This is a genomic window from Kitasatospora sp. NPDC018058, assembly GCF_044327205.1.
In the GTDB taxonomy this organism is placed as follows: Bacteria; Actinomycetota; Actinomycetes; order Streptomycetales; family Streptomycetaceae; genus Kitasatospora.
The window spans coordinates 168,828-181,753 of record NZ_JBIRFA010000004.1; the positions used below are offsets into that span (position 1 = coordinate 168,828).

The following is a 12,926-nucleotide window of genomic DNA, read 5'->3' on the forward strand; positions in this document are numbered from 1 at the left end:
AGGGACCCGGGCGCATATGAAAGGGGCCCCTGGTCGGGGCCCCTTGCCGTCTGCTCCGTTACCGCCGTGCGGTGCTGACCGCCGGCTCGCTCCACTGCTCCGGGACGGTGATCGGCTCCTCCGTCGACACCTTCTCCCGGGCGGGTACCCGAGGCAGCTTGTAGACCCACTCGTGGTACAGCCAGCGGGCGGCCAGGAAGCCCAGGGCGAGGCAGACCTCGCCGCCGACGGCGTCCATCCAGAAGTGGTTGGCGGTCGAGACGATGACCAGCAGGGTGGCGGCCGGGTACATCAGGCCGAGCGCCCTGACCCACGTCCGGCGGGCCAGGAAGAAGATCGCCAGGCCGCACCACATCGACCAGCCGATGTGCATCGAGGGCATCGCGGCGTACATGTTGGACACGTGGGCGGCGGGCCCGGAGGCGAACGAGCCCCAGGTGCCGTGGGTCTTCACGGTGTCGATGAAGCCGCCGTCGGTCATCAGCCGGGGCGGGGCCAGCGGGAAGGCGTAGAAGCCGACCAGGGCGATCAGGGTGGTGACGAACAGCACGGTACGGGCCGCGACGTAACGGCCGGGGTGGCTGCGGTAGAGCCACACCAGGACGCCGATCGTGATGATGAAGTGGAGCGTCGCGTAGTAGTAGTTCATCCCGGTGATGAGCCACCCGACGCTGTCCATCGCGTGGTTGATCGAGCGCTCGACCGCGATGCCGAGGTTCTGCTCCAGGTCCCAGATCCAGCGCGCGTGCTTCTGGGCTATCGCTTCCTGTTCCGGGACGGCGTTGCGGACGATCGAGTAGATCCAGTAGCTGATCCCGATCAGGGCCAGCTCGATCCAGATCCGCGGCCGGGCCGGTGAGCGACGCTGGTGGCGGATGCGGCTGCGCAGGGCGGCGGTACGGGACTGGGCGGCACGGGTGGCTCCGTCGGGCAGCCGGGCCGGGGCGGCCGTCGCTGCTTCGGAACCGCCACCGTGGGCCGCGTCGGCGCGCTCGGCGTCGCCTCGCTGGATCTCGGTCGGTTCCCCCATGGGGGGCAAGTCTGCCAGACCGCCCGTAGCCGTCTGCTCATCCTCTGGAAGTGGATTCTTCACCGGCTGTCCCCCCTGAGGGTTAGGGGGCGGATCCCACCGGGGTAGGGGGTGCGATCGGGTCTGGGGCTTACCGGCGGGACGGACATAGCTCCCATTGTCACGCCGACCGTCGTGAGCACGTAACCGGGGTGGCCGGGAGCGCCCGTGGCCTGGATTTTCCCGGCACGAAACGCTTTCTGCATCTTGCTGAAACATATTGCAGGCCGCTAGCTTCCTGGGACATCGATCGCCCTTCCCCTAAGGGAGCCCCTCAGTGGCCGATACGCCGCTCCGCCCCCGACGGAGCACCGCCCGAGAGAGCACCGGCCGACGCAGACCCGGCCGCACGGCCGTGCTGCTCGCCGTCGCGCTGACCGCCGCCACCCTCGGCAGCGCCCCCGCGGCCCTCGCCGCCGCTCCGTCGCCCCCGCCCTCGGACGCCGCGCTGGCGGCCACCGCCGGGCGGCACGACCTCACCCGCGAGCAGTTCTACTTCGTCCTGCCCGACCGCTTCGCCAACGGCGACACCGCCAACGACAGCGGCGGCATCACCGGCGGGCGGCTGGAGAACGGCTTCGACCCCACCGACAAGGGCTTCTACCACGGCGGCGACCTGGCCGGACTGATCCAGAAGCTCGACTACATCCAGAACCTCGGCACCACGGCGATCTGGATGGCCCCGATCTTCAAGAACAAGCCGGTGCAGGGCAGCGGCGCCGACGCCTCGGCCGGCTACCACGGGTACTGGATCACCGACTTCACCCAGGTCGACCCGCACTTCGGCACCAACGAGCAGCTGAAGGAGCTGATAGCCAAGGCGCACGCGCGCGGCATCAAGGTCTTCTTCGACGTCATCACCAACCACACCGCCGATGTCATCGACGACGCCGAGCAGCAGCACGGCTACCGCTCGGTCGGCGCGTACCCGACCCTCGACGCCGACGGCAACCCGGTCGACGAGACCGCGATCGCGGACGCCCCGGCAACCTGGCCGAAGATCACCAAGGACTCCTTCCCCTACACCCCGGTCTTCCGCAGCCCGGCCGACGCCAAGGCCAAGACCCCGTCCTGGCTCAACGACCCGGCGCTGTACCACAACCGGGGCGACTCGACCTTCGTCGGCGAGTCCGCCACCGAGGGCGACTTCAACGGCCTGGACGACCTGGACACCCAGAACCCCCGGGTGGTGAAGGGCTTCGAGCAGGTCTACCAGCAGTGGGTCAAGGACGCCGGTGTGGACGGCTTCCGGATCGACACCGTCAAGCACGTTGACATGGCGTTCTGGCAGCAGTGGGCGCCCGCGCTCAAGGACTTCGCCGCCAAACAGGGCAACAAGAAGTTCTTCATGTTCGGCGAGGTCTACTCCGGCGACCCGGCGGTCACCTCGCCCTACGTCACCAAGGGCAAGCTGCAGGCCACCCTCGACTTCCCGTTCCAGGGCGCGGCCCGCTCCTACGTCTCCCAGGGCGGCTCGGCCAGGAACCTGGCCGATGTCTACGCCCAGGACTACCGCTACACCAGCGCCGACACCGACGCGTACGAGCTGCCGACCTTCCTCGGCAACCACGACATGGGCCGCTTCGGCTCCTTCCTGCTCGCCGACAACCCGGGCGCCGACGACGCGACCCTGCTGAGGAAGGACCGGCTCGGCAACGAGCTGCAGTTCCTCACCCGCGGCCAGCCCGTCGTCTACTACGGCGACGAGCAGGGCTTCACCGGGGCGGGCGGCGACAAGGACGCCCGGCAGGACATGTTCGCCTCCAGGACGCCCTCCTACAACGGCGACCGGGTGCTCGGCGGCGCCTCCGGCCCGGCCGACCGGTACGGGCAGGGCGGCGAGCTCTACCAGGGCATCGCGGGGCTGGCCAAGCTGCGCCGCGACAACCCGGCGCTGGCCGACGGCGCCCAGATCGAGCGCTACGCCGCCGACGGCGCGGGCGTGTACGCCTTCTCCCGGATCGACGCGGGGCAGCAGGTCGAGTACCTGGTGGCGGTCAACAACGCCACCGAGGCGAAGACCGTCACCCTGGACACCTTCTCGGCGGGGATGGGCTTCGACCCGGTCTACCCCGCGGCCGGAGCGCGGATCACCAGCGGCGCGGACCGCAAGGTGACCGTGACCGTGCCCGCGTTGTCCTCCGTGGTGCTCAAGGCGGGCGCCAAGCTGGCCGCGGTGAACGCCGCGCCCCAGCTCTCGATGCGGCCGCCGGCGGACGGCTCCACCGGCCTGGTCACGGTCGGTGCCACGGCGGACGGCGGCGGCTTCAACCGGGTCGGCTTCGCCGCCCAGATCGGCAACGGGCCCTGGCAGACCCTGGGCACCGCCGACACGGGGAAGTCCGGCTCCGACGGCCAAAGACTCTTCGCCGTCACCCAGGATCTGAGCGCGGTCGCGCCCGGCACGGTGGTGCGGTACAAGGCCGTCGTGCAGGACTCCAGCGGCCATCTGCGCTCCGCCACCGCGAGCTTCACCACCGGCACCCCGGCGCCCAAGCCGGTGCCCACCGCCGGCGCCCGCCCGTACGCCGTCGTCCACTACAACCGGCCGGACGGCGACTACGACGGCTGGAACCTCTACGCCTGGGGCGACCTCGCCGACGGCGAGGGCACCCCGTGGCCGACCGGGCACCCGTTCATCGGCCGGGACGCGTACGGCGCCTTCGCGTACGTGCGGCTGAAGCCCGGCGCGTCCGACGTCGGCTTCATCGTCGAGAAGAACGGCGTCAAGGACGTGGACGCCGACCGGCACATCGACGTCGGCGCCACCGGCGAGGTGTGGGTCAAGCAGGGCGACCCGACCGTGCGCACCGCCGACCCCGGTCCCGCGAACAGTCAGCCCGCCGACACCGCCGTCATCCACTACAACCGGGCCGACGGCAACTACGACGGCTGGGGCCTGCACGACTGGACCGGCGCCGCCAACCCCACCGACTGGGGCAAGCCGCTGATGCCGGCGCGCCGGGACGCCTTCGGCGCCGTCTTCGAGGTGCCGCTGGCCCACGGGGCGACCAGCCTCAGCTACATCTTGCACAACGGCAACGACAAGGACCTGCCCGCCGACCAGTCGCTGGACTTCGCCGTCAACGGCAAGGAGGTGTGGATCCTCGGCGGCCGTGAGGGCTACCTGCTGCCGCAGAACCCGGCCGCCTCCTCGCAGTTGGACCTCACCGGCGCCAAGGCCCAGTGGATCGACGCCAGGACCGTCGTCGTCCCGGCGAACTACGGCGCCACCGACCAGGCCCTGGCCGGCGGCACCAGCGCCCAGCTGGTCTACGACCCCGAGGGCGGCATCCGCGCCGACAAGGGCGTGCTGACCAAGCCCGGCAAGTGGCTGCGGCTCAACCCCGTCGCCGGTGGGCTGACCGACGCCCAGAAGGCCAAGTACCCGCACCTGGCGGGCTACCGCGCCTTCACCGTGGACGCTCGGGACACCGCCCGCGTCCCCGCCGCGCTGCGCAGCCAGCTGCTGTTCACCGAACACCTGCCGAGCGGCGCGGTGTTGGCCGGGACGGGTGTCCAGACCCCGGGTGTGCTGGACGACTTGTACGCCCGCCGCACCGGCAAGGTGGACTTCGGCCCGGCGTACTACGACGGCAAGGTCGCCCTCTCGCTGTGGGCGCCCACCGCCCAGGAGGTCTCCGTCCAGGTCTTCGACAGCGCCACCGGGGGCACCCCGAGGACGCTGCCGATGAAGCTGGACGACGAGACCGGGGTATGGGAAGTCGTCCGCGACAAGCCGGAGTTGGACGGCAAGTACTACCTGTACCAGGTGAAGGTCTGGGCCCCCTCGGTGCAGCAGCTGGTGGTCAACACCGTCACCGACCCGTACTCGGTGGCACTGTCCACCGACTCCAAGCGCAGCCTGGTCGCCGACCTGGACGCCAAGGAGCTCAAGCCGCAGGGCTGGGACGACCACCCCCGCCCGCAGGCCGTCCCGCCCGCGCGACAGCAGATCCAGGAGCTGCACGTCCGGGACTTCTCGGTGGAGGACACCACCGTCCCGGCCGCCGAGCGCGGCACCTACCTGGCGTTCACCGAGTCCAACTCGGCCGGGATGCAGCACCTCCGGGACCTCGCCAAGGCCGGGGTGACGACCGTGCACCTGCTGCCGACCTTCGACATCGCCACCATCCACGAGAACCGTGCGGATCAGAAGCTGCCGGCCTGCGACCTCAAGTCCCTTCCGCCGGACAGCCCGAAGCAGCAGGAGTGCGTGGCGGCCGTCGCCGCCGACGACGCCTACAACTGGGGCTACGACCCGCTGCACTACAACGTGCCGGAGGGCTCGTACGCCACCGACCCGAACGGCACCGCCAGGACCGTGCAGTTCCGGCAGATGGTGCAGGCGATGCACGCGGCCGGGCTGCGGGTGGTGCTGGACGTGGTCTACAACCACACCGCCGCCAGTGGCCAGGCCGAGCACTCGGTGCTGGACAAGGTCGTCCCCGGCTACTACCAGCGGCTGGACGCCGACGGCAAGGTGACGGCGGACAGTTGCTGCGCCGACACCGCGCCCGAGCACGCCATGATGAACCGCCTGGTGGTCGACTCGGTGACGCTGTGGGCCCGGGAGTACCAGGTCGACGGCTTCCGTTTCGACCTGATGGGCCTGGACCCGAAGTCCACCATGCTGGACGTGCAGGCCGCGCTGCGGAAGATGACGCCCGAGTCGGACGGCGTCGACGGCAAGAACATCTTCCTCTACGGCGAGGGCTGGAACTTCGGTGTCGTCGCCGACAACGCCCGGTTCGAGCAGGCCACCCAGCGGAACATGGCCGGCACCGGCATCGCCACCTTCGACGACCGGATCCGCGACGCCGCCCGGGGCGGCAACTTCATGCTGAACTCCGCGCCGCGGCAGGGCTTCGCCTCGGGCCTGTACACCGACCCCAACGGCTCGCCCGCGAACGGCGGTCCGGAGGAGCAGAAGGCCAGGCTGCTGCACCAGATGGACCAGCTGAAGGTCGGGCTGACCGGCAACCTGGCCGGCTACTCCTTCACCGACAGCTCGGGGAAGACCGTCACCGGCGCCCAGGTCGACTACAACGGCTCCCCGACCGGATACGCGGCCAAGCCGGGCGAGGCGGTGGAGTACGTGGACGCCCACGACAACACCGACCTGTTCGACGCGCTCGCGTACAAGCTGCCGACCGGCACCGCACCCGCCGACCGGGCCCGGATGCAGGCGCTCGGGCTGTCGCTGACCGCGCTCACCCAGGGCGCGGGCTTCGCCCAGGCCGGCAGCGACCTGCTGCGCTCCAAGTCGCTGGACTCCAACGCCTACGACTCGGGCGACTGGTTCAACGCGATCCACTGGGACCCGGCCCAGGGCAACGGCTGGGGCCGCGGCCTGCCGATGGCGAAGGACAACCAGGAGATGTGGCCGACCGCCGGATCCCTGCTGGCCAACCCGAAGTTGACCGTGGGCGCGGCCGACATCCGGGCGACCTCCGCGCAGTTCCAGGACTTCCTGCGGATCAAGCAGTCCTCGCCGCTGTTCTCGCTGCCCACCCTGGCCGACGTCCAGCAGCGGCTGTCGTACCCGCTCTCCGGTACGTCCGGCGAGACGCCCGGGGTGATCACCCTGCACCTGGACGGCACCGGGCTGCCGGGCGCGGAGAAGGGCATCACCGTGGTCTTCAACGCCACGCCCACCGCGCAGACCCAGGCCGTGCCCGCGCTGAAGGGGACCGGCCAGGCGCTCCACCCCGTCCAGGCGGGCGGGGTGGACCAGGTGGTGAAGCAGTCCGGCTTCGACGCCGCGACCGGGACCTTCACCGTGCCGGGTCGTACCGTGGCGGTGTTCGTCCAGAACTGACCCGACTGATTCCGACTGTCCGGTAACTCCCGGGCCCCGCACCGCTGTTACGGCTGGTGCGGGGCCCGGTTCCGTTTCGGGCGGGGAATGGCCGGAATCCGGTGGTGGCACGGCCGGAACTGTGACGTGTCGCGCCCGTCCGGCGCTGCCGCCTGCCGCGCGGTAGGCGGTGGAGGCCTGAGTGCTGGTCAGTCACCTCCGGCAGTGATCGAACTTCACCGGGACCATGAAAACCGTGTTCAAGACTTGGTCAAGCCGTAACACAACTGACGAACCGTTGTGCATACGGTTTCGGTAATTAATCGGCCAATCAGTGGCATGCATCTGTCATTAACGGCGCGTTTGCTGCCACGATTCCTCCGGCTGCAGACGAGGGGGCCCCACCCCCCGGTGCGGCTGTCCCAGTTGAGGTGCAGCGCGTCCCGACCCTGCAACGAACTCCGCAACACCCGGTGAGCACCGCAACCGCACCCCCGTCGCACCCGCCGGGGGCCCCCACTGCGCCGCAACCCCGCGGCCCAGGTTCTCTCCACCGTGCGCGAACCGGCGCCGGTCGGAAAAGGAGTCCGCATGTCACGTTACGCTCACACCCGGAAGGCGGCAGTCGTCATGGCCGCCACCACGGCGCTGCTGGTCACCGGCATTCCGGTGATCGCGCAGGCGGCCCCGGACGCGCCGGCCGCCGTCGCCGCCCAGCAGACCACCCGGGCCGCGCTGATCACCTCCGCGAACCAGCAGACCGCCTCCCTCGCCCAGGCACTCGGCCTGGACGGCAAGGAGAAGCTGGTCACGAAGGACGTCGTCCAGGACGCCAACGGCGGTCGCCACCTGCGCTACGAGCGCACCTACGCCGGACTCCCGGTCCTCGGCGGCGACCTGATCGTCCACCAGGACGCGGCCGGCGCCACCAAGAGCGTGACCAAGGCCAGTGAGGCCAACCTCGCGGGCGTCGACACCACCCCGGCCCTGGCCGCGCCGAAGGCCCAGGAGGCCGCGCTCGCCGCCGAGCAGGGCTCGGTCGACTCCGCCCCGCGCCTGGTCGTCTGGGCCGCCGACGGCACCCCGAAGCTCGCCTGGGAGACGGTCGTCAACGGCCGCGAGTCCGACGGCACCCCGAGCAAGCTGCACGTCGTCACCGACGCCAAGACCGGCGCGGTGCTCAGCAAGGCCGACGGCATCAAGCGCGGCAGCGGCACCGGCGTCTTCGTCGGCAACGTGCCGCTGACCACCACCCAGAGCGGCTCGCAGTTCCAGCTCAAGGACGGCACCCGCGGTGGCCAGTACACCACGGACATGAACAACGGCACGTCCGGCAACGGCAACCTGTTCACCAACTCGACCGACACCTGGGGCAACGGCCAGGTCGGCAATCGTCAGTCCGCCGCCGTGGACGCCCAGTACGGCGCCGCCGCCACCTGGGACTTCTACAAGAACACCTTCGGTCGCAGCGGCATCAAGAACGACGGCGTCGGCGCCATGAGCCGGGTCCACTACGACACCGGCTACGTCAACGCGTTCTGGGACGACGGCTGCTTCTGCATGACCTACGGCGACGGCACGAGCGACACCCACCCGCTCACCGAACTCGACGTCTCAGGCCACGAGATGAGCCACGGCGTCACCTCGGCCACCGCCAACCTGAACTACTCGGGCGAGTCCGGCGGCCTCAACGAGGCAACCTCCGACATCATGGGCACCGGCGTCGAGTTCTACGCCAACCTGCCCGCCAACCCGCCGAACTACCTGATCGGCGAGCTGATCGACATCAACGGCAACGGCACGCCGCTGCGGTACATGGACAAGCCCTCCAAGGACGGCTCCTCGGCCGACTCCTGGTACTCGGGCGTCGGCAACCTGGACGTGCACTACTCGTCCGGTGTCGCCAACCACTTCTTCTACCTGCTGTCCGAGGGCAGCGGCGCGAAGACCATCAACGGCTTCAGCTACAACAGTCCGACGGTCAACAACATCACCGTCACCGGCATCGGCCGGGACAAGGCGCTGCAGGTCTGGTACAAGGCGCTGACCGCGTACATGACCTCCACCACCGACTACGCCGCCGCCCGCACCGCGACCCTGAACGCGGCCACCGACCTGTACGGCGCCAACAGCACCGAGTACAACCAGGTCGCCACCGCCTGGGCCGCCGTCAACGTCGGCTCGCTGCCCAACCCGGGCGGCGTCACCGTCACCAACCCGGGCAACCAGTCCACCGCGGTGGGCGGCTCGGTCAACCTGCAGATCAAGGCCTCGGGCGGCACCGCGCCGCTGTCCTACTCGGCCACCGGTCTTCCGGCCGGCCTGGCCATCAACGCCAACACCGGCGTGATCACCGGCACCGCGACCACCGCGGGCAACTCCAACGTGACGGTCACGGTGAAGGACTCGGCCGGCAAGACCGGGACCACCAGCTTCACCTGGGCGGTCACCGGTGGTGGCGGCGGTACCTGCACCCCGGCGCAGCTGCTGGGCAACCAGGGCTTCGAGACCGGTTCGGCGGCGCCGTGGACCGCTTCGAGCGGCGTGGTCGACAACAGCTCCTCGCAGGCGGCGCACGGCGGCAGCTGGAAGGCGTGGCTGAACGGCTACGGCAGCACCCACACCGACTCGCTGTCCCAGACGGTGACCATCCCGGCGGGCTGCAAGGCGACGCTGAGCTTCTGGCTGCACATCGACACCGCCGAGACCGGCTCGACCGCGTACGACAAGCTGACCGTGTCGGTCAACGGCACCACGCTGAAGACCTACTCCAACGTGGACGCCGCGGCCGGCTACCAGCAGCGCACCTTCGACCTCTCGTCCTACGCGGGCCAGACGGTCACCCTGAAGTTCAACGGCGTCGAGGACTCCTCGCTGCAGACGAGCTTCGTGATCGACGACACCTCCATCCAGACCGGCTGAGGCCGCACCGGCTCCTGAGGGACCGGTGAACCAGGACAGGTGAGGGGTCCGGCGGCTACGGCCGCCGGACCCTTGTCGTGTGCCCGGGGTGTGCCCGAGGTGTGCCCGGGGTGCGCCCGGGGGCCTTTTGAGTGGGCGTTGCAGAAACGTATCTCCTGGACCCTTGACGGTCCCTCCGGGCCGTCCTAGGTTCAGCGCTGCAAGTTTCCGGCAAGTTACAGAAACTTCCTGCAGGCTTCACCTGCGGCCGCCCCCCACCCGGCCGCAGGCCCCACCCCGGCTGCCACCCCAGCCACCCCCCAGGAGACGACGTGGTCACCACCGCCCCCACCCGCCGGCCCGCCCGCGCGGCCGGTGCGCTCGCCGCCTCGGCGGCGCTCGCGCTCTCGCTCGGCACCGCCCTCGGCACCCCCGCCGCCCAGGCCACCCCGCCCGCGAACAACGGCAAGGACGTCACCGCCACCCTCTTCGAGTGGCGCTTCGACTCGGTCGCCCAGGCCTGCACCTCCACCCTCGGCCCCAAGGGCTACGGCTTCGTCGAGGTCTCGCCGCCCCAGGAGCACATCCAGGGCCCGCAGTGGTGGACCTCGTACCAGCCGGTCAGCTACCAGATCGCCGGACGGCTCGGCGACCGCACCTCCTTCAAGAACATGGTCGCCACCTGCCACGCGGCCGGGGTCAAGGTGATCGCCGACGCGGTGGTCAACCACATGTCGGCCGGTTCCGGGACGGGCACCGGCGGCACGGCGTACACCAAGTACAACTACCCCGGCACCTACCAGGACCAGGACTTCCACACCTGCCGCCAGCCGATCACCGACTACCAGGACCGCACCAACGTGCAGGACTGCGAGCTGGTCAACCTGGCCGACCTGGACACCGGCAGCGCCTACGTCCAGACCACCATCGCGCACTACCTGGACGACCTGGGCTCGCTCGGCGTCGACGGCTACCGGATCGACGCCGCCAAGCACATCGCCGCCACCGACCTCGCCGCGATCAAGGCCAAGATGGCCAACCCCAACGCCTACTGGGTCCAAGAGGTCATCTACGGCGCCGGCGAGCCGATCCAGCCCACCGAGTACACCGGCAACGGCGACGTCGACGAGTTCCGGGTCGGCACCGACCTCAAGCGCATCTTCACCAGCGACAAGCTCGCCAACCTCAGCGGCTGGGGCGCCTCCTGGGGCTACCTGCCGAGCAACCAGGCCCGCAGCTTCATCGACAACTGGGACACCGAGCGCAACGGCTCCACCCTCAACTACACCTACGGCAACACCTACACCCTGGCCAACGTCTTCCTGCTGGCCTCCACCTACGGCTCGCCCAACATCTACTCGGGCTACGGCTTCACCAACAAGGACGACGGCCCGCCGAACGGGGGCACCGTGAACGCCTGCTACCAGGACGGCTGGAACTGCACCCACGCCTGGCGGCAGATCGCCAACATGGTGGGCTTCCGCAACGCGGTCGCGGGCACCGGGGTGACCGACTGGTGGTCCAACGGCAACAACGCGATCGCCTTCGGCCGCGGCAACCGGGGGTACGTCGCGATCAACCACGAGAGCGGCGCGATCACCCAGACCTTCCAGACCGGGCTGCCGGCCGGGACGTACTGCGACGTCCAGCACGGTGACCCCCAGCCGGGCGGCGGCTGCACCGGCCCGACGTACCAGGTGGGCGCCAACGGGCAGTTCACCGCGACGGTCGGCGCGGGCGACGCGGTCGCGCTGTACGTCCAGCCGGGGACGAACGTCTCCGGCGCCTCGTTCAACGTCAACGCGACCACCTCGTACGGTCAGAACATCTACGTGGTCGGCGACGTCCCGGCGCTCGGCGGCTGGGACCCGGCCAAGGCGCTGCCGCTCTCCTCGGCCGGCTACCCGGTCTGGTCGCTGGCGCTCTCGCTGCCGGGTGGCACGTCCTTCCAGTACAAGTACGTCCGCAAGGACGCGAGCGGCGCGGTGACCTGGGAGTCCGGCGCCAACCGGACGGCGACCGCGCCCGCCTCGGGGAACGTCACGCTGAACGACACCTGGCAGTCGTAGCCCCGGGATTCCTGAGGACCCCCGTCGGCCTGGACCGACGGGGGTCCCTCTTCGCGTGGGAGCTCCCGTTCCGACCCGGGATCTCCGGCCTGCGGATCGGGGAGCGCGTCAACGCCACTCGCCCCACGGGTGACGACGGGTGAGGGCGCCGGCCGACGTCCTCAACCCCGCCCGATGTACGGCATCGCCGTCGCCATGACGGTGGCGAACTGCACATTGGCCTCCAGTGGCAGCGCGGCCATGTGTCGGACGGTGCGCGCCACATCGGCCACGTCCATGGTCGGCTCGGGTGCGATCCGTCCGTCCGCCTGTCGCACACCCGCGCTCATCGCGGCCGTCATGTCGGTCGCCGCGTTGCCGATGTCGATCTGCCCGCAGGCGATCCGGTACGGACGGCCGTCCAGCGAGAGCGACTTGGTCAGGCCGGTGACCGCGTGCTTGGTCGCGGTGTAGGCGATCGAGTGCGGGCGCGGGACGTGCGCGGAGATCGAGCCGTTGTTGATGATCCGGCCGCCCTGCGGGTCCTGGGCCCTCATCCGCCGGAACGCGGCCCGGGCACAGAGGAAGGCGCCGGTCAGATTGAGGTCGACCACCGCCCGCCAGTCCTCGACCGCCAGCTCCTCCACCGGGGCGGCCGGGCCGAAGGTGCCGGCGTTGTTGAACAGCAGGTCCACCCGGCCGTGGCGTTCGGCGGCCGTCGCGAACAGCGCGTCCACCGCGACCGGGTCGGTGACGTCGGTCGGCACCACCTCGGCCGGGGTGACGCAGAGCGTGGCCGTCCCGTGCAGCGGCTCGGCCCGGCGCCCGGCCAGCACCACCCGCCAGCCGGCCGCGGCCAGCTCGACCGCGACCGCCCGGCCGATTCCGCTCCCGGCCCCGGTGACGACGGCGACTCCGGGGGCCGCGTCCGTTCCGGCGGTGGCGGTGCCGACGGTGATCTGCTCGGACATGCTGCTCTCCTCGGTGGACTGGTGCCGGTGCGGTCACTCTCCGGGCGTGCTGATGAGATCGTTCCGGATGTGTGGGCCGCCGTCACTGGTCAAAGCACCCAAAAACCGGACGGTCCGGCAGGTCGGCCGCTGTGGCC

General features: G+C 70.4%; 5 protein-coding genes. 3 read left to right on the forward strand and 2 right to left on the reverse strand.

Annotated elements, in window-relative coordinates; translation table 11 throughout:
• Positions 1–58: 58 nt before the first annotated feature.
• Positions 59–1,030 (reverse strand): phosphatase PAP2 family protein, encoded by a 972-nt coding sequence (locus tag ACH4E7_RS07610; protein ID WP_396248071.1) that lies wholly within the window; start codon positions 1,028–1,030, stop codon positions 59–61.
• A 316-nt stretch (positions 1,031–1,346) separates the two neighbouring features.
• Between ACH4E7_RS07610 and pulA the strand changes: the two genes are divergently transcribed.
• From pulA to ACH4E7_RS07625, 3 genes are all read left to right on the forward strand, one after another.
• The gene (gene pulA / locus ACH4E7_RS07615) at positions 1,347–6,890 is read left to right on the forward strand and encodes a pullulanase-type alpha-1,6-glucosidase (protein ID WP_396248072.1); all 5,544 of its coding nucleotides are present in this window, start codon (positions 1,347–1,349) and stop codon (positions 6,888–6,890) included.
• 570 nt (positions 6,891–7,460) lie between these two features.
• Positions 7,461–9,791: a M4 family metallopeptidase gene (locus ACH4E7_RS07620; RefSeq protein ID WP_396248073.1), complete on the forward strand. Its 2,331-nt coding sequence runs from the start codon at positions 7,461–7,463 to the stop codon at positions 9,789–9,791.
• Positions 9,792–10,102: 311 nt separating this feature from the next.
• On the forward strand, positions 10,103–11,839 hold the full coding sequence (locus ACH4E7_RS07625; RefSeq protein ID WP_396248074.1) for a carbohydrate-binding module family 20 domain-containing protein: 1,737 nt from the start codon (positions 10,103–10,105) through the stop codon (positions 11,837–11,839).
• Positions 11,840–12,000: 161 nt separating this feature from the next.
• Here ACH4E7_RS07625 and ACH4E7_RS07630 read toward each other — a convergent pair whose 3' ends face one another.
• Complete coding sequence (locus tag ACH4E7_RS07630) at positions 12,001–12,789, reverse strand: SDR family oxidoreductase (protein ID WP_396248075.1); 789 nt, start codon at positions 12,787–12,789, stop codon at positions 12,001–12,003.
• Positions 12,790–12,926: the final 137 nt, after the last annotated feature.

What these genes read in the sequence shown, in the direction of transcription:
- ACH4E7_RS07610 (WP_396248071.1), bottom strand. Translation starts at nt 1,030, where the DNA reads ATGGGGGAACCGACCGAGATCCAGCGAGGCGACGCCGAGCGCGCCGAC.
- ACH4E7_RS07620 (WP_396248073.1), top strand. Translation starts at nt 7,461, where the DNA reads ATGTCACGTTACGCTCACACCCGGAAGGCGGCAGTCGTCATGGCCGCC.
- ACH4E7_RS07630 (WP_396248075.1), bottom strand. Translation starts at nt 12,789, where the DNA reads ATGTCCGAGCAGATCACCGTCGGCACCGCCACCGCCGGAACGGACGCG.